The following is a 21,225-nucleotide window of genomic DNA, read 5'->3' as shown; positions in this document are numbered from 1 at the left end:
CGTAGCGGTGAGCGGAGAAAAAAGCCGCCCACGGACGGGGCGGCTTGGGCAGGGGAGGATATCAGCGCTGGGGCTGGGCTTGGCCAGCTGCTTTGTCAGCGGCTGTTTCCACCTGCGGGTTGGCAGGCCAGGCGTTGCGGTCCAGGTCCAGGTCGGCGAACTGGGTCGAATCGAACACCGGTTGCTGGATACCGGCCTTGCGCTGGTTGTCGTAGTCGCGCATCACCCGCAGGCCGACCTTGAACAGCAGGGCCAGGGCGATCAGATTGACGAAGGCCAGGCAAGTCATGGTGATGTCGGCGAAGGCGAACACGGTCGACAGGTCTTGCATCGAACCCCACACCACCAATGCCAGCACCAGGCCACGGAACGCCATCAGCACCACGCGGTTGCGGCTGAGGAACTGCAGGCTGTTTTCGCCCAGGTAGTAGTTGTAAAGGATGCAGGTGAACACGAACAGCGACAGTGCAACGCTGACAAACACACGGCCCCAGTCACCGACCACGGCGGCCAGCGAGTTCTGGGTCAGGACAATGCCGTCACCTTCGAAACCTGGGGTGTAGAAGCCCGACAGCAGGATCAGCAGTGCGGTGCAGGTGCAGATCACGAAGGTGTCGAGGAACACGCTGAAGGCTTGGACCACGCCTTGGGCGCCCGGGTGCTTTACTGCAGCTACGGCGGCAACGTTCGGTGCACTGCCCAGGCCTGCTTCGTTGGCGAACACACCACGCTTCACGCCCATGACGATGGCGCTGCCGAGCAGGCCGCCAAAGGCTGGGTCGAGGCCGAAGGCGCTCTTGAAGATGGTTTCCAGCATGGCGGGTACGTGTTCGATCTGGGTACCGATCACGTACAGGGTCACGCCGATGTAGGCCAGGGTCTTGACCGGTACCAGCAGGTCGGACACTGCTGCGATGCGCTTGATGCCACCGATGAAGGTGATTGCCAGCAGCACGGCCAGGACGATGCCGGTGTGGCTTGGGTCGAAGGCAAAGGCATTTTGCAGTGAGTGCGTCACGGTGTACGACTGCAGGCCGATGAAGGCGAAACCGTAGGTAACCAGCAGCAGGATCGAGAACACGATGGCCATGCTCTTCAGCTTCAGGCCGTGCAGGATGTAGTACGCCGGGCCGCCGCGGTACAGGCCGTCGCCGTCAGCGCGCTTGTACACCTGGGCCAGGGTACATTCGAAGAAACTGCTGGCCATGCCGACCAAGGCAGTGACCCACATCCAGAACACCGCGCCTGGGCCACCCAGGGTCACGGCAATGCCAACACCGGCGATGTTACCGGCGCCTACGCGGCCGGCCAGGCTCAGCATCAGGGCCTGGAAGGAGCTCAGCTGGCCTGCCTGGCCACGCAGCGATTCCTTGAACACAGTGAACATGTGGCCGAAATGGCGGAACTGGACGAAACGGGAGCGGATGGTGAAATAGCTACCCAGCCCTACGATCAGCACGATGAGAAGTTTCCCCGAAAGGAAATCGTTGAGTACTTCGAGCATTGGAAAATGACCTCGATTCTTATTCTTCGTGTGGAAAGACCAGCGGACGGCAGGCGCACCGCTATTCGTTGGGGCGCATGGTTGGCCATGACAAGAGTCGTTACAATTTCGCGGGTTGCTCTGACTTGATGCGACTTGATGCTACAATGGCGTCATTCGCGTCACCTGGATTCCGCACATGAGCGATCATTTCGCTACCAATCTCAAACTGGCCTGCAGCCACTACCGCTCTATTTCCGAAGTTTGCCGCCAGCTGTCGATCAACCGCGCGCAGTTCAACAAGTACCTGAGCGGGCAGAGCCGTCCGACGGCTTTCAACCTCAAGCGCATTGGTGATTTCTTCGGCGTCGAGGATTACGAACTGAGCCTGCCGGCCGATCAGTTCGCCCGCCTGATCGGTGCCCGCGTGTCGACCCTGGCCGAGCAGCCCAGCGACCCGATCAGTGAACTGTTCCGCCCGCTGCACGAGCATGCCGGCAACCTGTCGCGCTATTGCGGTTACTACTTCGAGTACTCCAACTGCATGTCGGTACCGGGCACGATCCTGGTGTCGCTGGTGCATCTATGGGAAGAACGCGGCCGCTTCCTGTTCGAGCGCCAGGAACGTCAGGAGCGCTCCAGCGCCACCGACCAGCATGCCGAAGTACGCTGCCGCTACCTGGGCGCGGCATTCCAGCTGCAGGACCGGGTATTCCTCATCGACTACGAGTCGCTGACCTTCAACGAGATGAGCCAGACCATCCTCATCCCCAGTTTCAAAAGCCGCATCACCTGCCTGAACGGCCTGAAGGCCGGTGTTTCCAGCGGCGACCGGCGCAACCCGGCCTGCACCCGGGTGGTGTGGGAGTACCTGGGCGAAGAGATCAATCGCATCAATGCCTATCGGCAGGTGAGACTGTACCGGCCGGATGATCCGCGAATAGATGATGACGTGCGCGAGCGGCTGAGCGTGGGGCCGTTGCGTAACAGCCTGTTCGAGATCGAGTGATTACACCCTCAAGGCACAAGGCGATACAGCCACGCAGCAATCGGGTTGTCGGCATCGAGCAGCAGTTTGGTTGCCATGATGCAGCAAACACAGACCAGCAATGGTTTGATCAGGCGAGGACCGAAGTGCACTGCACAACGTGCGCCTAACTGAGCTCCCGCAAATGCGGCGAGCGCCATGGTGATTGCGAGTGGCCAGATGATCGCTCCGCTCAAAGAAAACACTGACAGCGCGCCCAGGTTACAGGCAGCGTTCAATAGCTTGCTGCTACAAACGGCTTGAAGCAGATGCTGGCCAAGCAGGATAACGCAGGCCAGCATGAAAAATGAGCCGACGCCTGGGCCGAAAATCCCATCATAAAACCCGATGATCGGCGCCGCAGTAATGCAGAACAAGCTGGTAGATATCCTTGCCCTGCGTGTCTGTTCATCGGGTTTTGGACTAAAAGCGAAGTAGGCGGCAACAACGATCAGGAGGATCGGCACACAAGCCTGCAGGAGTGTTTTAGGTACAAAACTGACCGACAATGCGCCTAGTGCTCCGCCAATGAAAGACATGAGTGCCATGACGCGGGATTTTTTCCAGTCGATCATGCCTTTCCGAGCGAAGGCGAATGTAGCCGAAACTGTTGCTGATGCCGCCTGGAACTTGTTGGTAGCAATCGCGGCCAAGGGTTCGATTCCGGCTATGAACAATACCGGCAGTGTGATCAAACCACCCCCGCCGGCAATCGCATCGAAGAAACCGGCCATCAGGGCCACCAGAGCGAGTACCAGAACGAGTGTTGCATCGAGTTCGAACATCGGGTGTTTTCCTGTACTCAACCACGAACCAACAGAGGGTCTTCAGCAAGCACAATTGGCTCTGCGGAGAGGGAGTATCCGAACTGGCGCACGAGTAAGCGCCGGTTATCTTGAACAATGTCGCGACCGTGCAAGGCTCGACCATTGTTGATCAGCAATGCGGTGTCTGCTTGTAGGTCGAACGTCAAGGGGCGCGCGCTGTTCAGTGCCTGCAAGAACGCGTTGAATGCGCGCACAGCCGCGCTACTGGCAGTAGCGTTTAGTGAAAAACGATAACTGTTGTAGCGCAGTGCAAATCCACCATGGGCACTGTACCGAAGCATCGAAACCGCACGGCCAGCGCTGCCCAGGTTTGGTTTGCGAGCGCTATCGCCTGGCCTTGCTCCCTGTTGAAATCCAGATAGGCAACTTCCGAATGCTGCATGAAACGTTCCTTGTAGTGGATAGCGTGAAGTGCCTTTCATGCAGGCGCTCGCAAAATAGCGTCGGCAACCAGCAAGTGGCAGCAGTCAATAATTCAATGCCGTTGGGCCATAGAAGGGAAGTCAGCCTGATCTTTGAGAGCTGTAGGAGATTTCTGCTTGTTGAAATTTCGATGATGAAAGCGTTGAGCGATCGCGATGAACGGTTTGCTCGAGACCCCATGTTGGACTTCCCCGCCCGGAAACCGCAAAATGACCCCTTTCCTTCATCAACCTCTCCGGATCTGCTGACTCTATGCGTATGCGCCTAATGCTGTTGGGTGGTGGCAATGCCCTCGGGCAAGCGCTGATTCGTCTTGGGGCCGAGGAGGACATCACATTCCTGGCGCCGCGCCCGCCCGAGAACGGCTGGACGCCGTCCAGCCTCACTCAGTTGCTCGACGACCATCGCCCCGACGCGCTGGTCAACCTGGCTTATTACTTCGACTGGTTCCAGGCCGAGTCGGTCAGTGAGCCGCGCCTGGCGCAACAGGAGCGCGCTGTGGAGCGGCTGGCCGAGCTGTGCCAACACCATCAGATTACCCTGGTGCAGCCTTCCAGCTACCGGGTGTTCGATGGCTCGCGGGCCACGGCCTACAGCGAAAAGGACGAACCTGTACCGCTAGGCCTGCGCGGCCAGGCGCTCTGGCGCATCGAGCAGAGTGTGCGTGCCACCTGCCCGCAGCATGTGCTGCTGCGCTTTGGCTGGCTGCTGGACGAAAGCATCGATGGCTCGCTGGGCCGCTTCCTGACCCGCGCCGAACAACCGGCGGAGCTGCTGCTGGCCGATGACCGGCGCGGTAACCCGACGCCGGTCGATGATGCCGCACGGGTGATCCTGTCGGTGCTCAAGCAGCTCGACTGCAACGCGCCGCTGTGGGGCACCTACCATTACGCCGGCAACGAGGCGACTACGCCGCTGGCGCTGGGCCAGGCGATCCTCACCGAGGCGGGCCAGTACCGCCAGCTGGCAGTGCAGGCGCCGACCCCGCAGGCCCATGCCGCGCGCCCGGATGCCAGCGAAGAGCCGCAGCACGCAGTGCTGGCCTGCAAGAAAATCCTTCATACCTTCGGCATCAAGCCGCGTGCCTGGCGCGCCGGCTTGCCGCCCCTACTGGACCGGTTCTACCGCCATGGCTGATGCCCCCATCCTGATCACCGGCGGTGCCGGCTTCATTGGTTCCCACCTGTGCGATGCGTTGTTGGACAAAGGCTACGCCGTACGCATTCTCGACGACTTTTCCACTGGCCGGCGGGGCAACCTGCAAGTTGATCACCCTCGTTTGGAGCTGATCGAAGGCGATGTCGCCGATGCCGGGTTGGTCACGCAGGCTGCGGCCGGCTGCAGTGCTGTGGTACACCTGGCAGCGGTGGCTTCGGTGCAGGCTTCGGTCGAAGACCCGGTGCGTACCCACCAGAGCAACTTCATCGGCACCCTCAACGTCTGTGAAGCCATGCGCGTGCATGGCCTGCGCCGGGTGCTGTTCGCTTCCAGTGCGGCGGTGTACGGCAATAATGGCGAGGGGGAGTCGATTGCCGAAGACACGCCCAAGGCGCCGCTGACCCCTTATGCAGTGGACAAGCTGGCCAGTGAGCAATACCTGGATTTCTACCGTCGCCAGCATGGCCTGGAGCCGGTGGTGTTCCGCTTCTTCAATATCTTCGGGCCGCGCCAGGACCCTTCCTCGCCGTATTCCGGGGTAATCAGCATCTTCTGTGAGCGAGCAGTGCAGGGCTTGCCGATCACCGTGTTCGGTGATGGCGAGCAGACCCGCGATTTCCTTTATGTGGGCGACCTGGTGCAGGTAATGGTGCAGGCGCTGGAGCAGCCGCAGGTCGAGGAGGGGGCGGTGAACATCGGCCTCAACCAGGCGACGTCGATCAACCAGATGCTGGCGGCGTTGGAGAAGGTGGTCGGAAGCTTGCCGGCGGTCAGCTATGCGCCGGCGCGCTCGGGGGATATTCGCCATTCGCGGGCGGATAACCAGCGGTTGCTGGCGCGGTTCGAGTTTGCGCAGGTGACGCCGATGGTCGAAGGGCTGGCGCGGCTTTTGGGCAAGGGCTGAAATGCTGGGGGCGCTTTGCGCCCCTATCGCCAGCAAGCCAGCTCCCACAAGGAGCCTGCAATGGTCAAGTCAGCGCGGTCCCTGTGGGAGCTGGCTTGCCGGCGATGGGCTGCACAGCAGCCCCAAAATCACCCATGCCGCACAACCCTGCGCAGGCAATCTTCAGCATTCAAAACCCGCCCATCGAGGGCCCGCACCTGCATCGTCTCAAGCCCCTGCCCACTAGCACCCTCTACCAGTTCAGATCGTGCCTCGCCCGCCTCGAACAGAAACCTCTCCCCCCACTGCCTCAAGCCAACCACCACCGGAAACACCGAGCGCCCTTTCTCGGTCAGCACATATTCCTTGAAGGCGCTGCCATCCGAAGCCGGTTGCATCACCAGCAACCCACTTTCCACCAATAGCTTGAGCCGCGAGGCAAGGATGTTCTTCGCCAGGCCCAGGTTCTTCTGAAACTCGCTAAAGCGCCGCAGGCCGTCGAAGGCATCACGCAAGATCATCAACGCCCAGCGGTCACCCAGCACTTCCAGGGCCCGGGCGACGGGGCACTGCGCATTGTTTTCATCGAGCATGGGATAGACCTGTCTTGAGTATCTGGTTGCATATTAAAACCACATTTGTTAAATAGCCAGCGCGTGGTTTCAAATCGAAACCAGAGTCGAGAGGTCAGCCCGATGACGCCCACACAGACACGCTGGATAACCCTGCTGCTGGCCACGACCAGCGCAATGGCCGTGGCGACGGTCTATTTTGCCCAGCCTTTGCTCGAATCGATGGCCGCCGAGCTGGGCGTGGCGCAGCAGCAGATTGGCTGGGTAGTGGGCGCGACTCAGGCGGGCTACGCCTTGGGCTTGTTGTTGATCGTGCCGCTGGGTGACCTGCTGGACCGCAAACGCTTGCTGCTTGGCCAGTTGCTGTTCTCGGCGCTGGCGCTGGGTGGCGTCGCCCTGGCGCCGAACTGGGCGGTACTGCTGCTGGCGCTGGCAGTCGCGGGCTTGATGGCCGTCATGGTGCAGGTCATGGTGGCGCATGCCGCGAGCCTGGCCTCACCTGGCCAGCAAGGGCGGGCAGTGGGCACTGTCACCAGCGGCGTGGTGCTGGGCATTTTGCTCGCACGCCTGGTTTCGGGTGGGCTGGCCGATCTGGCGGGCTGGCGCAGCGTTTACTGGGTAGCCGCAGGTATGTTGATACTGCTGGCACTGGTGATGTGGCGTAGCTTGCCCACGGTGGCTTCAGCCAAGTACCGCTCCAGCTACCGGGCGCTGATCGTGGCCCAGTTCCGCCTGTACCGGCACGACAGGTTGCTGCGCCAGCGCGGTGTGTTCGGTGTATTGATCTTCGCCGCGTTCAGCGTGCTTTGGAGTGCGATGGTCATGCCCCTCAGCGCTGCACCGCTGTCGCTGAGCCACACCGAGATCGGCCTGTTCGGCCTGGCGGGTGTTGCAGGCACATTGGCCGCGTCGCGCACCGGCCGCCTGGCCGACCAAGGGATGGGGGAGCGCACCACCGGGCTGGCGCTGGTGTTGCTGACGCTGTCATGGCTGCCCACAGCCTTTGTCGGGCAATCGCTGACGGCCTTTGTGCTAGGTGTGCTGATGCTGGACTTTGCCGTGCAGGCGGTGCATGTCACCAACCAGAGCCTCTTGCTGGGCGGGCGTGGCGAGATGGCCAGCCGCTTGATTGGTGCCTACATGTGTTGCTATTCGCTGGGTAGCGGTGTGGGGGCGGTGCTGGCGAGCTGGGTATATGCCCATTGGGGATGGGCTGCGGTGTGCGGCCTGGGCATGGCCATCAGCGCGGCTGCTCTGGGTTACTGGCTATTGCAGCAAAAAAACCGGGCGGCCGAAGCCGCCCTGCAGTGTTCTGGTCAGAACTTGTAGCCAAGGCCGACCATGTACACCCATGGGTCGACTTCGACGTCGACCTTGGTTTTGCTATAGCCCAGCGCGGTTGGGCCGTTGACGCTGGCCTTGGTGTCGATGTCGACGTACCAGACCGAGGCGTTGACCAGCAGGTTGTCAGTGATCATGTAGTCCATGCCCAACTGGCCGGCAATGCCGATCGAGTCCTGCAGCTTCAGGTTGCTGAAGCCCTGCTGCTTGCGGGTGCTGCTGAGGTCTTCATCAAAGAACAGGGTGTAGTTGATGCCCACACCGGCATACGGCTGGAACCTGGAATTCGGCTCCATCGGGTAGTACTGCAGCGACAGGGTCGGTGGCAGTTGCTTGATGTCGGCCAGCTTGCCGTCCAGGCCGCCACCCAGGCCTTTTACGCCGACGGTGTGCTTGAACGGTGTGGCGGCCAGCAGTTCCAGGCCGATGTGGTCGGTGAGCATGTAGGCGAACGTCAGGCCCAACTGGGTATCGCTGTCCAGGGTCGCCTTGGTGCCCGAAACCTTGTTGCCATCAAATTTCAGGTCGCCGCTGCTCTCGTTCGGCGCCGTGGTGATGGCGCCGGCGCGGACGATGACATCACCCGCCTGGTGGGCGTGGGCAACAGGGGCGGCGAGCGCCAGGGCCGCGAATGCGGCACCGAGCAAGGACTTGTTCATGGAAGCTCCCAAAGGACGTGAGTAATCGAGTAGTCCAATGGTACGGATGCGTCTAAACAGAAAGTTTGACCCAGCTCAAAGAAGCGTGTTCACGAATTGGTAACAGTTCTCACTTTAGTTCATAAGCGTATATTTTCTCGGCTTCCATCTGGTAGCCGGCATCGGCCAGTTCGCTGCTGGAGGCTCTAACCTGCATCTTTCCCTCGATCCAGTAGGGCTGGTAGAGGTCTTCGACGCGCACGCCCATTTCGCTGAAGATGTGCACGATCTGGTTCGACGGTGGTGGCGGTACGTGGATGCAGGCGCCGTAATAGGGGACCAGCAGGAACTCGGTGGTGCGGCCTTCTTCGCTGACTTCCAGCGGCACGATATAGCCGGGCAGCTTGATCTGCTGGCCGTCAAGGCTTTTCACCACTGGCGCGTCGGGGGCTTGCTGGCGTGCTGCCGGGGCGGACTCGGCAGACAAGGCATTGCTGAGTTGCGACAGGTCGTGCAGCGGGGCGAGTTGCGGCGGGATGACCGGGGCGCCTTCGGGGATGAGGGCGGGCCAGTCCAGCTCCTTGGGTTCGGCGGCCCAGGCAGGTATTGCCAGCGAGAGCAGCATGATCAACAGGATTTGTGTTGTCTGCGCTGGCCTCTTCGCGGCGGTTCGACGCCTCGATGGACCCGCTCCTACAAAGGGAACGCAATCCAATGTAGGAGCGGGCTTACCGAGGCGTCGAACCGCCGCGAAGAAGCGCATGAGGTACTGGATCATTACTGGCTCTCAGAGGTGGATCGACAAACCATCGGCCAACGACTGCCGATAGGCCCGCCACGCCGGCACGCTGCCCATCAGCAAGGCTGCGCCAAGAATGATAGCCAGCAAGGTCCACTCATGGGCGCTCGGCATTGCCAGCGGCAAGTACAAACCATAGTTGGCCTGCACATACCCCTGCGCCAGGGCAATCCCCGCATACAGCAGGCCCAACCCGGCGACAATGCCGACCGCCGCCAGCGACAGCGCCTCCAGCACCAGCAGCCCGGCAATATGCCACGGCCTGGCCCCGACCGAGCGCAGAATGGCCATCTCCCGGCGGCGCTCGTTGAGGCTGGTGAGAATCGCCGTGAGCATGCCGATCAGGCCGGTCAGCACCACAAACAACGAGACCACGAACAATGCCTGTTCGGCAGTGCCCATCAGGCTCCACAGCTCTTGCAGAGCCACCCCGGGCAAAATCGCCAGCAACGGCTCGCTGCGGTACTCGTTGATCTCCCGTTGCAGGCTGAACGTGGCGATTTTGTTGTTCAGGCCCAGCATGAACGCGGTGATGGCGGCGGGTTGCAGGTCCATCGTACGCGCCTGGCCGGCGCTGATACGCCCGGCGCCACGGGCCGGTACGCCGTTGTGCCAGTCGATGTGAATCGCCTCCATGCCGCCCAGGCTGATGTGCAAGGTGCGGTCGACCGGGGTGCCGGTGCGCTTGAGCACACCAACCACGGTAAACGGCTTGTCGTCATGCTTGACCAGGCTGATGGCGGCTACACCATGGGCCAGCACCAGCTGGTCACCGAGCTTGTAGTGCAGTGCCTCGGCGACTTCGGCGCCGAGCACCACTTCGAACGGGTCGCTGGCAAACTCACGGCCCTGGCTCAGTGCCAGATGCTGGCGGCGACCGTACTGGTAATGGCTGAAATACTCCGTGGTGGTACCCATCACCCGATAACCGCGGTGCGAATCGCCCAGCGAGATCGGTATGGCCCATTTTACCCGTGGGTCTTTGGCGTACTGCTCATAGCTGTCCCAGCGAATGTTGTTGGTGGCGTTGCCGATGCGGAACACCGAGTACAGCAGCAGGTTCACCGAGCCAGAGCGGGCACCGACGATCAGGTCGGTGCCGCTGATGGTGCTGGCGAAGCTGGCGCGAGCTTCGGTACGCACCCGTTCCACGGCCAGCAGCAGGCAAACCGACAGGGCAATGGCAAAAGCCGTGAGGAACGCGGTGAAACGGCGGTTGGCCAGGCTGGCCAGGGCAAGACGGAGCAGGTACATCAGGCCTCCCGGGGCTTGGCGGCGCGGTTGAGTTCGGCCAGCGACAGGTGGCGGTCGAACAGGGGGGCCAGGCTCTGGTCGTGGCTGACGAACAGCAGGCTGGCACCGGCGGCGCGGCACTCGTCGAACAGCAGGCGGATGAATGCTTCGCGGGTGTCGGCGTCCAGTGCCGAGGTCGGTTCGTCGGCAATCACCAGTTCAGGCTGGCCGATCAGTGCACGGGCGGCGGCAACCCGCTGCTGCTGGCCGATCGACAGGCTGTCGGCGCGGCGCGCGAGCAGGGCCGGGTCGTCCAGGCCCAGGTGGGCCAGCAGCGTGCTGGCGGCCTGGTCGACACTGCCATGGCGCTGCTCGGCGCGCGCCTTGCGGCTGCGCGAGAAGCGGCAGGGCAGCTCGACGTTCTCACGTACCGACAGGAACGGCAGCAGGTTGAACTGCTGGAAGATGTAGCCGGTGTGATCGACCCGGAAGCGGTCGCGGGCGCCTTGGCCAAGGCTGCCAAGGTCCTGGCCGAGCAAATGGATGCGGCCCTGGCCCGGAACGGTGACGCCACCCAGCAAACCCAGCAGCGTGGTCTTGCCACTGCCGCTGGGGCCTTTCAGGAACAACGCTTCGCCGGCTTCCAGGCGCAATGCCGGAATATCCAGCAACGGCGCCTGGTTGGGCCAGGCGAACACCAGGTCCTGCAGTTCAATCAGCGCCTGGCTCATCTCAGAATGCGACCACAGCCTTGGCGGGCGAGGTTTCGACGCCTTTCTGGCCGTTCGGGCCGATCAGTTGCACGTTGATCTTCTGCGTGGCCGGGAAGGCTTTGTAAAGCGGGGCAAGGTCGATCTGGGCGAGTTTGCCCGGGGTGGCGCAGTTCAACTGGTAATGGGCGTTGATGTCGCTGTGCGCGTGGCCTTTCTCGTGCTCGTCACCGTCGTCGTCTGCCTTGGCTGCGTCACCGAACAGCGGGCTTTCCAGCGCTTGCTGGTCTTCCTTGCAACCTGCAGCCGAGGCAAGGCCGAACAGCTTCAGCGGTTGTTCGAGCTGCTGGCGCACAGCGGCAACCTTGGCCTTGTCGGCCTCGCTGCTGGCGGCGTGCTCGAAACCGACCAGGTTCATCGCCGGGCTGTCCATCTCCAGCTCCAGGGTGTTGCCGTCGAGCACGACATTGAGCTTGGCCACGCCATGCTCGTGGGCGCCGAGGGTGCCATGGGCGTGGTCGTGATCATGGTCATCGTGGGCATGGGCCACGGCCAGTGGCAGCAAGGCGAAGGGCAGGGCGAGCAGCAGGCGACGCATGGACGACTCCGGGGCGGGCTGAATAATCTGGTTATGTTATAACAACTTTTCTGCGCGCCGCCAGCCTGTGTGGTGCAGGTTTCATCTTGCGGTAGGATGGGGCATTGACCTGGGTTCAAGGAATGCATCGTGAGAATTCGTGGGCAGATTGGTGATTGGCCGGTGGACCTGACCATCGAGTTGGCGCCTGAAGAATGGGCGCAGCTGGGGCGGCAGATCGAGGTGCCGGTGGCGGCGCATGCAGTGGCGGCAGCCCCGGTGGCAGCGCCACGGCAGGATGACGGGCAATGGGCGGCGTCGCGCGAGGTGTTGCGCCTGGCCGGGCAGATGAGCGGGCCGGAATTGCTCGACCGGCTGGAAGGGCTGGCCGGGAGTACGGCGGCGGGCAAGCGGCTGCTGGTGCGTTTGCGCCACAGCAGTGAGGTGAAGGTGGAAAGTGGCGTAGATGCGCCGGTTTATCACTGGGTGGGGTGAAGGTTTCAGAATTTTGGGGCTGCTTTGCAGCCCATCCGACCGGTCCGGCGCCCCGGCAAGGCCGCTCCTACAGAAAAACGCGAAAGCCTGATTGCTCGCGGTCCCCTGTAGGAGCGGCCTTGCCGGGGCGCCGGACCGGTCGGATGGGCCGCAAAGCGGCCCCAAAATGCTCAGAACATCGCCGCCGACAGCTTGCGACGATAAACCCCGACCAGCGGGTGGTCACCACCCAGCAACTCGAAGACCTGCAGCATCGCCTTCTGCGGCAGCCCGTTTTCATAGCCACGGTTACGCTGGAACAGCTTCAGCAACCCTTCCAGCGCCGCTTCATACTGCTGGCGCGCCAGTTGCTGAATACTCAGCTGGTAAGCCGCTTCATCGTCCTGCGGGTTTTGCGCCAGGCGGCTTTTCAGGTCGGCCACTTCCGGCAGGCTGGCAGCCTGGCGCAGGAACGTCAGCTGGGCCTTGGCACCCGCCAGCGCGGCCTTGTGTTCGTCCGTCTTGACTGCATCCAGCACCACCTCGGCTTCCCCCAGTTCACCGCGCTCGGCCAGGCAACGGGCGTACAGAATCAGCGCCTCGGCATTGCTGTTGTCCTCACCCAGCAGCGCCTGCAACAGCGCTTCGGTCTCGGCAAAACGGCTTTCGGCAAACAGCGCCTTGGCCTGCTCCAGCGGCGAAGCGACAGGGGCGGCAGGCATTTGCACGTGCGGCTCGAGCATGGCGCGGATCGCCGATTCCGGCTGTGCACCGGCAAAACCGTCCACCGGCTGGCCGTCCTTGAACAGCACCACGGTCGGCAGGCTGCGGATGCCGAACTGGGCAACCACCTGCTGTTCCACGTCGCAGTTGATCTTGGCCAGCAGCAGTTCGCCCTGGTAACCCTCGGCGATCTTCGCCAGCAACGGCATCAGTGCTTTGCACGGCGCGCACCACTCGGCCCAGAAGTCCACCAGCACCGGCTTGTGGAAGGAGTTCTCGATCACCAGCTGCTGGAAGGTGGCATCGGTGGCGTCGAAAATGTAAGGCGTGTCTTGGCTCATTGCGACTCTCGCAAACTCGTGAATAACACCACTATAAGGTGTCGCGGCTGGCGTGGTACAGGCTGACCCGGCGGAATTCGTGTGGCTCGGCCAGGTCTGGCAGGGTCAGTGCTTCGAGCACGCCAAGTTGCTGGTAGAGCGGGTGGCTGAAGTCGCGTACCCGCGAATCGGCCACCAGTGCCTGGCGACCACGGCCGAGGAAGGCATCCAGCAGTGGCAAGTTGGCGCGGTCGTACAGCACATCGGCCACCAGGATCAGGTCGAAGCGGTCGTCTTCGGCGAAGAAATCGCTGCTGTAGCTCAGCTCCACCCCATTGAGCGCGGCATTCTCGCGGCAGGCAGCGAGGGCCAGCGGGTCGAGGTCGCAGGCCACTACCTCAAGGGCGCCCGCGCGCGCTGCAGCAATGCCGGCGATGCCGGAGCCGGCGCCAAAGTCCAGTACGCGTTTGCCGAGCACCCATTCTGGGTGCTCGGCCAGGTAGCGGGCCATGGCCAGGCCGCTGGCCCAGCAGAAGCTCCAGTAGGGTGGTTCTTCAAGAATGCGCCGGGTTTCTTCACTGCTGAAGGCGCGGTCCATGTTCTGCTCGTCGATCAGCCACAGCTTCAGGTCGCAGCCGGGCAGCTCGCTGACGGTCAGTCGCGCTTCGCCGATCAGGCCGCTGAGGGCCCGTTGCAGGGCGTCTGGCAACACTTACGGCGCCTTCTCGAAACGCAGCGGGCCGGTGGCCTGGGTCTGGGCCTGGGTAATGCGCACCGGCGGCAGGTGCATGATCAGCTGGCCGGAGCTGCTGGCGCGGCCACGCAGTTCGACCCGCGCCCCGGCCGGGAAGGCCTCGGGGTTGAAGCGCAGGTGGTAGGGCAGGGCCTGGCCGGTACCGGTCAGGTTGCTGCTGGCCAACAGCCGTTGCGGGCGGTCACGTTCGTCGATGACCAGCAAGGCCAGCTCTACGTCGGCACCGGCCGGGATCTCGAGCAAGGTGCCGCTGAGTTCGCGCTGGTAGGCCGGCAGCGGGCCGAGTACTTCGGCCGGCTTGGCCGAGCGGGCCGGCGCGGGTGCCGGGGGGGTATCGGTCTTCGGCCTGTCGCTGCCGCAGGCGGCGAGCAGGGCGGCGCAGCACAGCACGACGAGCGCTCGGTAGTGCATGGAGTAGTCCTTCACGGGCAGATTTCCCATGGATGTTAACCCCTTTGGCTTGTCTTGCCAGTGCAATGCGCTACCATGGCCCTCCCTTTTTTTGTTGCCTGCCACCATGCACTGTCCCTTTTGCGGTGCCAACGACACCAAGGTCATCGACTCTCGCCTCGTCGCCGAAGGCGAGCAGGTGCGCCGCCGCCGCGAATGCGTGGCCTGTGGCGAGCGCTTCACCACCTTCGAAACCGCCGAGCTGGTGCTGCCCCGGCTGATCAAGCAGGACGGCACGCGCCAGCCTTTCGATGAAGACAAACTGCGTGCCGGCATGCAGCGGGCGCTGGAAAAACGCCCGGTCAGCGTCGAGCGCCTGGAAGCGGCGCTGGCGCACATCAAGAGCCGCCTGCGTGCCACCGGCGAGCGCGAGGTCAAATCGCTGGTGGTGGGTGAAATGGTCATGGCCGAGTTGCGCAAGCTCGATGAAGTGGCCTATATCCGCTTTGCCTCGGTGTATCGGCGCTTCCAGGACCTCGACGAGTTCCGCGAAGAAATCGATCGCCTGGCCCGTGAGCCGGCTAAAGAGTGAACATGCCCAGCCAAGCCGCCATCCTTGACGCCCACTACATGGCCCGCGCGCTGGAGCTGGCGCGCAAGGGCCTGTACACCACCCACCCGAACCCGCGCGTAGGCTGTGTGATCGTGCGCGATGGCGAAGTGGTCGGCGAAGGCTGGCACGTGCGCGCCGGCGAGCCGCATGCCGAGGTGCATGCCCTGCGCCAGGCCGGTGAGCGTGCCCGCGGCGCCTGCGCCTATGTCACCCTGGAGCCGTGCAGCCACCATGGCCGCACGCCGCCGTGTGCCGAGGCGCTGGTCAATGCCGGTGTGGCGCGGGTGGTGGCAGCCATGCAGGACCCCAACCCGCAAGTGGCAGGGCAGGGCCTGCGGCGCCTGGCCGAGGCCGGTATCGAGGTGGCCAGCGGTGTACTCGAAGCCGAGGCCCGTGCCCTCAACCCGGGCTTCCTCAAGCGCATGGAGCACGGCTTGCCGTTCGTCCGCGCCAAGCTGGCCATGAGCCTGGACGGCCGCACCGCCATGGCCAGTGGTGAAAGCCAGTGGATCACTGGCCCGGCTGCCCGCTCGGCAGTGCAGCGCCTGCGCGCCCGCTCCAGCGTGGTGCTGACCAGCGCCGCCAGCGTGCTGGCCGACAACGCACGCATGACCGTGCGTGGCACCGAACTGGGCCTGGATGCCGAAACCACCGCCCTGGCACTCAGCCGCACCCCGCTGCGTGTGCTGGTCGATGGCCGCCTGCGCCTGCCACTGGCTGCGCCATTCTTCCAGGCCGGCCCGGCATTGGTGGTGACCGCTGTCGCAGATGACCCGCGCTATGCCGCTGCCGGCCACGAACTGCTCAGCCTGCCGGGCGACAATGGCCAGGTTGACCTGGCGGCGCTGCTGCAGGCCCTGGCCGCCCGTGGCGTCAACGAAATCTTGCTGGAAGCCGGTGCCGGCCTGGTTGGGGCCTTTGCTCGCCAAGGCCTGGTCGACGAGTACCAGCTGTTCGTCGCCGGTACCTTCCTCGGCTCCCAGGCCCGCCCGCTGCTGGACTGGCCACTGGAAAAAATGAGCCAGGCCCCGCGGCTGAAAATTACCGAAATACGTGCAGTGGGCGATGACTGGCGGGTCACGGCCATCCCCCTGCCGGTGCCCGGCGTATAATGCCGGGCTTGCCCTGCGCAAACCGTTTTTGAGGAAGACCCCATGTTCACCGGCATCATCGAATCCATCGGCACCATCCGCAGCCTCACCCCCAAGGGTGGCGACGTGCGCGTCTACGTCGAAACCGGCAAGCTCGACCTGGCTGACGTCAAGCTTGGCGACAGCATCGCCGTCAACGGCGTGTGCCTGACCGCCGTGGAACTGCCGGGTAACGGCTTCTGGGCCGACGTCAGCGTCGAAACCCTCAAGCGTACCGCGTTCGTCGACCTCAAGAGCGGCAGCAAGGTCAACCTGGAAAAGGCCCTGACCCCCACCACCCGCCTGGGCGGGCACCTGGTCAGTGGCCATGTCGACGGGGTAGGCGAAATCATTTCGCGCAGCGATAACGCCCGCGCCATCCAGTTCCGGGTGCGCGCACCCAAGGAGCTGGCCAAGTACATCGCCCACAAGGGTTCGATCACCGTCGACGGCACCAGCCTGACGGTCAATGAGGTCAATGGCGCCGAGTTCGAGCTGACCATTGTCCCGCACACCCTGTCCGAAACCATCATGGCCGACTACCGCGCAGGGCGTCGGGTAAACCTTGAGGTCGACCTGCTGGCCCGTTACCTGGAGCGCTTGCTGCTGGGTGACAAGGCCGCCGAACCGAGCAAGGGCAGTGGCATTACCGAAAGCTTCCTGGCCGCCAACGGCTTCTTGAAATCCTGATTGAGAAGGGGGTGCCGCGTGGCGCTCAACAGCATCGAAGAACTGGTCGAAGACATCCGCCAGGGCAAAATGGTCATCCTCATGGATGACGAAGACCGCGAGAACGAAGGCGACATCATCATGGCAGCCGAATGCTGCCTACCCGAGCACATCAACTTCATGGCCAAGCACGCCCGTGGCCTGATCTGCATGCCGATGACCCGCGAGCGTTGCGAAACGCTGAAGCTGCCACTGATGGCGCCGCGCAACGGCTCGGGCTTCGGCACCAAGTTCACCGTGTCGATCGAAGCCGCCGAAGGCGTTACCACCGGCATCTCCGCCGCCGACCGCGCCCGTACCGTGCAGGCTGCCGCTGCCAAGGATGCCAAGGCCGAAGACATCGTCAGCCCTGGCCACATTTTCCCGCTGATGGCCCAGCCTGGCGGTACCTTGGCACGCGCCGGCCACACCGAAGCTGCCTGCGACCTGGCGCGCATGGCCGGTTTCGAGCCAAGCGGCGTGATCTGCGAAGTGATGAACGACGACGGCACGATGTCGCGCCGCGCCGAGCTGGAAGTGTTCGCCGCCGAACACGGCTTGAAGATCGGCACCATTGCCGACCTGATCCACTACCGCATGATCCACGAGCGCACTGTGCAGCGTGTGTCCGAGCAACCGGTAGAGAGCGAGCTGGGTGAGTTCAACCTGGTCACCTACCGCGATGCGGTGGAAGGCGACGTGCACTTGGCCCTGACCCTGGGCAAGATCTGCGCCGAAGAGCCGACCTTGGTGCGTGTACACAACATGGACCCACTGCGCGACCTGCTGCTGGTCAAGCAACCGGGCCGCTGGAGCCTGCGCGCGGCTATGGCTGCGGTGGCCGAGGCTGGCAGCGGCGTGGTGCTGCTGCTGGGCCACCCGCTGGACGGCGACGTGCTGCTGGCACACATCCGCGAAAGCGCGGGCGATGCGCCGACCAAGGCACCGACCACCTACAGCACCGTTGGCGCCGGTTCGCAGATCCTGCGCGACCTCGGTGTGCGCAAGATGCGCCTGATGAGCTCGCCGATGAAGTTCAACGCGATATCCGGATTCGATCTGGAAGTTGTAGAATACGTGCCCTCCGAGTGACTTGAGGCGGCAATGACGCCCTCTGCTCGAGTCCAGACCCCTGTCGAGGCCGCTTGTATGCGGCCTCGCTCTTGAAGATGAGAATATCGGAATGACCCTGAAGACCATCGAAGGTACCTTCATCGCCCCCAAAGGTCGCTATGCTTTGGTGGTTGGCCGCTTCAACAGCTTCGTTGTCGAAAGCCTGGTAAGCGGTGCCGTTGATACCCTGGTTCGCCACGGTGTCAGCGAAAGCGACATCACCATCATCCGTGCCCCGGGTGCGTTCGAGATCCCGCTGGTAGCACAGAAGGTCGCCCAGCAAGGCGCCTACGACGCGATCATCGCCCTGGGCGCCGTGATCCGTGGTGGTACCCCGCATTTTGAATACGTGGCAGGCGAATGCACCAAGGGCCTGGCCCAGGTGTCCATGGAGTTCGGTGTTCCGGTGGCCTTCGGCGTACTGACCGTCGATTCCATCGAGCAAGCCATCGAGCGTTCCGGCACCAAGGCTGGCAACAAAGGCGGTGAAGCTGCCCTGTCCGCTCTGGAAATGGTCAGCCTGCTGGCGCAGTTGGAGGCCAAGTGATTAGCGACGAAAGCGATCGTTTCAACCCGCGCGATCCAAAACCTGCGGATGCCGGCAAGCCCTCGAAGAGCGCCAAGCGCCGCGAAGCCCGCAAGCTCGCGACCCAGGCCCTCTACCAGTGGCACATGGCCCAGCATTCGCTGAACGAGATCGAAGCGCAGTTCCGGGTCGATAACGATTTCACCGATGTCGACGGTGCCTATTTCCGCGAGATCCTGCATGGGGTCCCGGCAATCAAGGGCGAAATCGACAAGGCGCTGGTGCCGTGCATGACCATCGCGCTGGACGAGCTCGACCCGGTCGAGCTGGCCGTGCTGCGCCTTTCCACCTGGGAACTGATCAAGCGCGTTGACGTGCCGTACCGCGTCGTGATCAACGAAGGTGTGGAGCTGGCCAAGGTCTTCGGTGCCACCGACGGCCACAAGTTCGTCAACGGCGTGCTGGACAAGCTTGCCCCGGCCCTGCGTGAAGCAGAAGTCAGGGCGAACAAGCGCTGATCCTGGCGCTGCCTGGCCATGGGTGAGTTCGAGCTGATCAACCATTACTTCGCCGCCGCGCCCTGTGCGCAGGGCGGCGAGGGCGTGGCCCTGGGCATCGGCGACGACTGTGCCCTGCTGGATCTCCCACCCGGGGAGCAACTGGCTGTGTCGACCGACACGCTGGTCGCCGGGGTGCACTTTCCTGCTGTTTGCGACCCGTTGCTGCTGGGCCAGCGTTCGTTGGCCGTGGCGGCCAGTGACCTGGCCGCCATGGGCGCGACTGCCATCGGCTTTACCCTCGCCCTGACCCTGCCTGACGTTGGCCCGGACTGGCTGGCGGCCTACGCCGACGGCCTCAGCCGCATGGCCCACCGTTGCCGCATGAGCCTGATTGGCGGGGATACTACCCGTGGTCCACTGAGCATCACTGTGACCGTGTTCGGCCGCGTGCCGGCAGGCCAGGCGTTGCGTCGCAGCGGCGCACGGCCGGGCGACCTGCTGTGTGTTGGCGGTTCGCTGGGCAAGGCCGCCGGTGCCTTGCCGCTGGTGCTGGGTGAGCGCGAGGCGCCTGCCGAGCTGGCCGAGCCATTGCTGGCCCATTACTGGTCGCCGATGCCACAGCTCACCCTCGGCGCGTGGCTGCGAGGCAAAGCCACGGCGGCGCTGGACATCTCCGATGGCCTGCTCGCGGATTGTGGGCATATCGCCAAGGCGTCTGGCGTGGCGCTGGAGGTGAACCTGGCGCAGGTACCAGTGTCTCCAACTCTAGAGGCGTTCCTCGGCCGCGAAGCGGCGCTGCAGGCAGCACTCACCGGTGGCGACGATTACGTGCTGGCGTTCACGTTGCCGCCCGAAGCAGTGGCGCCCTTGGCTGATCTCGGTTTCATCGAGGTACATATCGTTGGCCGTGTGCTCGAAGGGCAGGGCGTGACGCTGCGCGACGCACAAGGCCAGGACATAACCCCCGTGCAGCGGGGCTATCAACACTTTAGGGAGACACCGTGACCGATCACCCCAACCAGGTGCCTGCGGAGTTTGTTCCGCCTTCGGTCTGGCGCAACCCGTGGCACTTCATCGCGTTCGGCTTCGGCTCTGGTACCTTGCCCAAGGCGCCGGGTACCTGGGGCTCACTGGTGGCCATACCGTTCATTCCGCTGTGGCAGATGCTGCCCGACTGGGGCTACTGGGTGCTGCTCGGCGTAAGCATGCTGTTCGGCTTCTGGCTGTGCGGCAAAGTCGCCAATGACTTGCGCGTGCACGACCATGAAGGCATTGTCTGGGACGAGATTGTCGGCATGTGGATCACCCTCTGGCTGGTGCCGGAAGGCTGGCAATGGTTGCTGGCAGGGTTCCTGATGTTCCGCTTCTTCGACATCCTCAAACCGTGGCCGATCCGCTGGATCGACCGCCATGTGCACGGGGGCGTCGGCATCATGCTCGACGATATCCTGGCCGGCGTGTTCGCCTGGCTGGGCATGCAGGTTCTGGTGTGGGCGGTTGCCTGAAACAGGGAGCGCGAGAATGGCCATAAGGACTGGGCTGCTGGCAATGCTGCTGAGTATTGCGCCGTGGGTGACGGCTGCCGAAGGCGTGCCGAAGCAGGTCCACCTGGTCAGCGAGGAATGGCTCGACTACACCAACGCCGACGGTACCGGGGTAGCCTGGGACGTGCTGCGCAAGGTGTTCGAGCCGGCCGGGGTCAAGGTGGTTACCCAAAGCGCGCCCTACAGCCGAGCGATCGGGTTGGTGAAGCGTGGCGAGGCGGATGCCTGGGTGGGCTCGTACAAGGACGAGAACGACGGCAACCTGTACCCGCGCTGGCACTTCGACATGGACCATATCTACGCCCTGGGGCTGGCCAGCAAGCCTGCGCCTACGCCGCAGAATGTTGGCAAGTACCGCCTGGCCTGGGTGCGTGGGTACGATTACGGCAGCTACCTGCCCGATGTGCATGAATTTCGTGAAATCCAGCGCCGCGAAGGCATTCTGCCAATGCTCGAGCATGACCGTGTGGACTTCTATATCGATGCCCAGACCGAAGTCGATTATGTCCTGGGCCAGTCATCGCAGCCCGAGCGCTTCCGCCGTACCCATGTCGCCGAACTGCCGCTGTACCTGGCTTTTGCTCGCAGCGACCAGGCCAAGGCCCTGCGCGACCTGTTCGACAAGCGCATGGCCGAGTTGGTGCGCAGCGGCGAGCTGAAGCCGATTTTCGAGCACTGGCGGCAGCCGTATCCGTTCAGCGCGGACAGCAAACCGCACTGAAGCCGGGGGCGCTTTGCGCCCCATCGCCGGCAAGCCAG

General features: G+C 63.4%; 26 protein-coding genes. 14 read left to right on the top strand and 12 right to left on the bottom strand.

The window, feature by feature from the left end; genetic code table 11:
* Positions 1-61: 61 nt before the first annotated feature.
* Positions 62-1,504, bottom strand: coding sequence for an alanine/glycine:cation symporter family protein (locus ACI2KG_RS24225; protein ID WP_404663573.1), 1,443 nt, complete (start codon positions 1,502-1,504; stop codon positions 62-64).
* Positions 1,505-1,682: 178 nt separating this feature from the next.
* On the opposite strand from ACI2KG_RS24225, the gene ACI2KG_RS24220 reads away from it, so the two are divergent.
* Positions 1,683-2,492, top strand: a complete 810-nt coding sequence (locus ACI2KG_RS24220; protein ID WP_404663572.1) for a helix-turn-helix domain-containing protein — start codon at positions 1,683-1,685, stop codon at positions 2,490-2,492.
* 8 nt (positions 2,493-2,500) lie between these two features.
* On the opposite strand, the gene ACI2KG_RS24215 is transcribed toward ACI2KG_RS24220, so the two are convergent.
* The gene (locus tag ACI2KG_RS24215) at positions 2,501-3,295 is read right to left on the bottom strand and encodes a TSUP family transporter (RefSeq protein WP_404663571.1); all 795 of its coding nucleotides are present in this window, start codon (positions 3,293-3,295) and stop codon (positions 2,501-2,503) included.
* 17 nt (positions 3,296-3,312) lie between these two features.
* Positions 3,313-3,759, bottom strand: a complete 447-nt coding sequence (locus ACI2KG_RS24210; protein WP_404663570.1) for a hypothetical protein — start codon at positions 3,757-3,759, stop codon at positions 3,313-3,315.
* 253 nt (positions 3,760-4,012) lie between these two features.
* Here ACI2KG_RS24210 and ACI2KG_RS24205 point away from each other — a divergent pair, with 253 nt between their 5' ends.
* Together ACI2KG_RS24205 and ACI2KG_RS24200 are read left to right on the top strand one after the other, a co-directional pair.
* Complete coding sequence (locus ACI2KG_RS24205) at positions 4,013-4,897, top strand: sugar nucleotide-binding protein (RefSeq protein ID WP_404663569.1); 885 nt, start codon at positions 4,013-4,015, stop codon at positions 4,895-4,897.
* The gene (locus tag ACI2KG_RS24200) at positions 4,890-5,822 is read left to right on the top strand and encodes an NAD-dependent epimerase/dehydratase family protein (protein ID WP_404663568.1); all 933 of its coding nucleotides are present in this window, start codon (positions 4,890-4,892) and stop codon (positions 5,820-5,822) included. Before ACI2KG_RS24205 ends, ACI2KG_RS24200 begins: the two co-directional genes overlap by 8 nt.
* A 128-nt stretch (positions 5,823-5,950) precedes the next feature.
* On the opposite strand, the gene ACI2KG_RS24195 is transcribed toward ACI2KG_RS24200, so the two are convergent.
* Entirely contained in the window at positions 5,951-6,394 is a 444-nt protein-coding gene (locus ACI2KG_RS24195; protein WP_404663567.1) for a winged helix-turn-helix transcriptional regulator, read from the bottom strand.
* A 102-nt stretch (positions 6,395-6,496) separates the two neighbouring features.
* Between ACI2KG_RS24195 and ACI2KG_RS24190 the strand changes: the two genes are divergently transcribed.
* Positions 6,497-7,702 (top strand): MFS transporter, encoded by a 1,206-nt coding sequence (locus ACI2KG_RS24190; protein ID WP_404663566.1) that lies wholly within the window; start codon positions 6,497-6,499, stop codon positions 7,700-7,702.
* Here ACI2KG_RS24190 and ACI2KG_RS24185 read toward each other — a convergent pair.
* The 5 genes from ACI2KG_RS24185 to ACI2KG_RS24165 all read right to left on the bottom strand — a co-directional run bounded on the left by ACI2KG_RS24185 (position 7,690) and on the right by ACI2KG_RS24165 (position 11,692).
* A complete protein-coding gene (locus ACI2KG_RS24185) occupies positions 7,690-8,373 on the bottom strand; it encodes an OmpW family protein (RefSeq protein WP_400619617.1) in 684 nt (227 codons plus the stop codon). The two genes, ACI2KG_RS24190 and ACI2KG_RS24185, sit on opposite strands and share 13 nt — an antisense overlap.
* Positions 8,374-8,482: 109 nt before the next feature.
* Positions 8,483-8,977 (bottom strand): DUF3299 domain-containing protein, encoded by a 495-nt coding sequence (locus ACI2KG_RS24180; protein ID WP_404663585.1) that lies wholly within the window; start codon positions 8,975-8,977, stop codon positions 8,483-8,485.
* Positions 8,978-9,139: 162 nt separating this feature from the next.
* Entirely contained in the window at positions 9,140-10,405 is a 1,266-nt protein-coding gene (locus ACI2KG_RS24175) for an ABC transporter permease (protein ID WP_404663565.1), read from the bottom strand.
* Positions 10,405-11,115 carry an ABC transporter ATP-binding protein gene (locus tag ACI2KG_RS24170; protein ID WP_404663564.1) on the bottom strand — a complete coding sequence of 237 codons (711 nt, stop codon included), beginning with the start codon at positions 11,113-11,115 and terminating at the stop codon, positions 10,405-10,407. The genes ACI2KG_RS24175 and ACI2KG_RS24170 overlap by 1 nt, the downstream gene beginning before the upstream one ends.
* Before the next feature lies 1 nt (position 11,116).
* Positions 11,117-11,692: a DUF2796 domain-containing protein gene (locus ACI2KG_RS24165; protein WP_404663563.1), complete on the bottom strand. Its 576-nt coding sequence runs from the start codon at positions 11,690-11,692 to the stop codon at positions 11,117-11,119.
* 129 nt (positions 11,693-11,821) lie between these two features.
* On the opposite strand from ACI2KG_RS24165, the gene ACI2KG_RS24160 reads away from it, so the two are divergent.
* Positions 11,822-12,166, top strand: coding sequence for a hypothetical protein (locus tag ACI2KG_RS24160; protein ID WP_404663562.1), 345 nt, complete (start codon positions 11,822-11,824; stop codon positions 12,164-12,166).
* A gap of 170 nt (positions 12,167-12,336) precedes the next feature.
* Here ACI2KG_RS24160 and trxA read toward each other — a convergent pair whose 3' ends face one another.
* The 3 genes from trxA to ACI2KG_RS24145 are packed head-to-tail and all read right to left on the bottom strand — an operon-like array spanning position 12,337 to position 14,353.
* On the bottom strand, positions 12,337-13,209 hold the full coding sequence (trxA, locus tag ACI2KG_RS24155; protein WP_404663561.1) for a thioredoxin: 873 nt from the start codon (positions 13,207-13,209) through the stop codon (positions 12,337-12,339).
* A 31-nt stretch (positions 13,210-13,240) separates the two neighbouring features.
* Positions 13,241-13,900: a class I SAM-dependent methyltransferase gene (locus ACI2KG_RS24150; RefSeq protein WP_404663560.1), complete on the bottom strand. Its 660-nt coding sequence runs from the start codon at positions 13,898-13,900 to the stop codon at positions 13,241-13,243.
* Positions 13,901-14,353: a YbaY family lipoprotein gene (locus tag ACI2KG_RS24145; protein ID WP_400619747.1), complete on the bottom strand. Its 453-nt coding sequence runs from the start codon at positions 14,351-14,353 to the stop codon at positions 13,901-13,903.
* A gap of 106 nt (positions 14,354-14,459) precedes the next feature.
* Here ACI2KG_RS24145 and nrdR point away from each other — a divergent pair, with 106 nt between their 5' ends.
* The 9 genes from nrdR to ACI2KG_RS24100 all read left to right on the top strand — a co-directional run bounded on the left by nrdR (position 14,460) and on the right by ACI2KG_RS24100 (position 21,187).
* The gene (nrdR, locus tag ACI2KG_RS24140; RefSeq protein WP_009685710.1) at positions 14,460-14,924 is read left to right on the top strand and encodes a transcriptional regulator NrdR; all 465 of its coding nucleotides are present in this window, start codon (positions 14,460-14,462) and stop codon (positions 14,922-14,924) included.
* A 2-nt stretch (positions 14,925-14,926) separates the two neighbouring features.
* Entirely contained in the window at positions 14,927-16,057 is a 1,131-nt protein-coding gene (gene ribD / locus ACI2KG_RS24135) for a bifunctional diaminohydroxyphosphoribosylaminopyrimidine deaminase/5-amino-6-(5-phosphoribosylamino)uracil reductase RibD (RefSeq protein ID WP_404663559.1), read from the top strand.
* A gap of 42 nt (positions 16,058-16,099) precedes the next feature.
* Positions 16,100-16,765: a riboflavin synthase gene (locus ACI2KG_RS24130; RefSeq protein ID WP_404663558.1), complete on the top strand. Its 666-nt coding sequence runs from the start codon at positions 16,100-16,102 to the stop codon at positions 16,763-16,765.
* An 18-nt stretch (positions 16,766-16,783) separates the two neighbouring features.
* The gene (gene ribBA, locus ACI2KG_RS24125; RefSeq protein ID WP_019472340.1) at positions 16,784-17,875 is read left to right on the top strand and encodes a bifunctional 3,4-dihydroxy-2-butanone-4-phosphate synthase/GTP cyclohydrolase II; all 1,092 of its coding nucleotides are present in this window, start codon (positions 16,784-16,786) and stop codon (positions 17,873-17,875) included.
* A 91-nt stretch (positions 17,876-17,966) separates the two neighbouring features.
* Positions 17,967-18,443: a 6,7-dimethyl-8-ribityllumazine synthase gene (ribE, locus tag ACI2KG_RS24120; protein WP_391131027.1), complete on the top strand. Its 477-nt coding sequence runs from the start codon at positions 17,967-17,969 to the stop codon at positions 18,441-18,443.
* A complete protein-coding gene (nusB, locus tag ACI2KG_RS24115) occupies positions 18,440-18,940 on the top strand; it encodes a transcription antitermination factor NusB (RefSeq protein WP_404663557.1) in 501 nt (166 codons plus the stop codon). The genes ribE and nusB overlap by 4 nt, the downstream gene beginning before the upstream one ends.
* Positions 18,941-18,958: 18 nt before the next feature.
* Entirely contained in the window at positions 18,959-19,927 is a 969-nt protein-coding gene (gene thiL / locus ACI2KG_RS24110; RefSeq protein ID WP_404663556.1) for a thiamine-phosphate kinase, read from the top strand.
* A complete protein-coding gene (locus ACI2KG_RS24105) occupies positions 19,924-20,427 on the top strand; it encodes a phosphatidylglycerophosphatase A (RefSeq protein ID WP_404663555.1) in 504 nt (167 codons plus the stop codon). Before thiL ends, ACI2KG_RS24105 begins: the two co-directional genes overlap by 4 nt.
* A 16-nt stretch (positions 20,428-20,443) precedes the next feature.
* The gene (locus tag ACI2KG_RS24100) at positions 20,444-21,187 is read left to right on the top strand and encodes a substrate-binding periplasmic protein (RefSeq protein WP_404663554.1); all 744 of its coding nucleotides are present in this window, start codon (positions 20,444-20,446) and stop codon (positions 21,185-21,187) included.
* Positions 21,188-21,225 lie beyond the last annotated feature (38 nt).

It is taken from the genome of Pseudomonas sp. NPDC089407 (assembly GCF_044900445.1).
Lineage (GTDB): Bacteria > Pseudomonadota > Gammaproteobacteria > Pseudomonadales > Pseudomonadaceae > Aquipseudomonas.
This window is presented reverse-complemented; position numbering and strand designations above follow the sequence as displayed.

Bases quoted from the DNA above. Each gene is read 5' to 3' on its own strand.
- ACI2KG_RS24200 (WP_404663568.1), top strand. From the start codon at position 4,890: ATGGCTGATGCCCCCATCCTGATCACCGGCGGTGCCGGCTTCATTGGT.
- ACI2KG_RS24205 (WP_404663569.1), top strand. From the start codon at position 4,013: ATGCGTATGCGCCTAATGCTGTTGGGTGGTGGCAATGCCCTCGGGCAA.
- ribE (WP_391131027.1), top strand. From the start codon at position 17,967: ATGACCCTGAAGACCATCGAAGGTACCTTCATCGCCCCCAAAGGTCGC.
- ribD (WP_404663559.1), top strand. From the start codon at position 14,927: ATGCCCAGCCAAGCCGCCATCCTTGACGCCCACTACATGGCCCGCGCG.
- ACI2KG_RS24100 (WP_404663554.1), top strand. From the start codon at position 20,444: ATGGCCATAAGGACTGGGCTGCTGGCAATGCTGCTGAGTATTGCGCCG.
- thiL (WP_404663556.1), top strand. From the start codon at position 18,959: ATGGGTGAGTTCGAGCTGATCAACCATTACTTCGCCGCCGCGCCCTGT.
- ACI2KG_RS24180 (WP_404663585.1), bottom strand. From the start codon at position 8,977: ATGCTGCTCTCGCTGGCAATACCTGCCTGGGCCGCCGAACCCAAGGAG.
- ACI2KG_RS24210 (WP_404663570.1), bottom strand. From the start codon at position 3,759: ATGAAAGGCACTTCACGCTATCCACTACAAGGAACGTTTCATGCAGCA.
- ACI2KG_RS24220 (WP_404663572.1), top strand. From the start codon at position 1,683: ATGAGCGATCATTTCGCTACCAATCTCAAACTGGCCTGCAGCCACTAC.
- ACI2KG_RS24190 (WP_404663566.1), top strand. From the start codon at position 6,497: ATGACGCCCACACAGACACGCTGGATAACCCTGCTGCTGGCCACGACC.
- ACI2KG_RS24195 (WP_404663567.1), bottom strand. From the start codon at position 6,394: ATGCTCGATGAAAACAATGCGCAGTGCCCCGTCGCCCGGGCCCTGGAA.
- ACI2KG_RS24170 (WP_404663564.1), bottom strand. From the start codon at position 11,115: ATGAGCCAGGCGCTGATTGAACTGCAGGACCTGGTGTTCGCCTGGCCC.
- ACI2KG_RS24185 (WP_400619617.1), bottom strand. From the start codon at position 8,373: ATGAACAAGTCCTTGCTCGGTGCCGCATTCGCGGCCCTGGCGCTCGCC.
- ACI2KG_RS24175 (WP_404663565.1), bottom strand. From the start codon at position 10,405: ATGTACCTGCTCCGTCTTGCCCTGGCCAGCCTGGCCAACCGCCGTTTC.
- ACI2KG_RS24145 (WP_400619747.1), bottom strand. From the start codon at position 14,353: ATGCACTACCGAGCGCTCGTCGTGCTGTGCTGCGCCGCCCTGCTCGCC.
- ACI2KG_RS24225 (WP_404663573.1), bottom strand. From the start codon at position 1,504: ATGCTCGAAGTACTCAACGATTTCCTTTCGGGGAAACTTCTCATCGTG.
- ACI2KG_RS24130 (WP_404663558.1), top strand. From the start codon at position 16,100: ATGTTCACCGGCATCATCGAATCCATCGGCACCATCCGCAGCCTCACC.
- trxA (WP_404663561.1), bottom strand. From the start codon at position 13,209: ATGAGCCAAGACACGCCTTACATTTTCGACGCCACCGATGCCACCTTC.
- nrdR (WP_009685710.1), top strand. From the start codon at position 14,460: ATGCACTGTCCCTTTTGCGGTGCCAACGACACCAAGGTCATCGACTCT.
- ACI2KG_RS24165 (WP_404663563.1), bottom strand. From the start codon at position 11,692: ATGCGTCGCCTGCTGCTCGCCCTGCCCTTCGCCTTGCTGCCACTGGCC.
- ACI2KG_RS24215 (WP_404663571.1), bottom strand. From the start codon at position 3,295: ATGTTCGAACTCGATGCAACACTCGTTCTGGTACTCGCTCTGGTGGCC.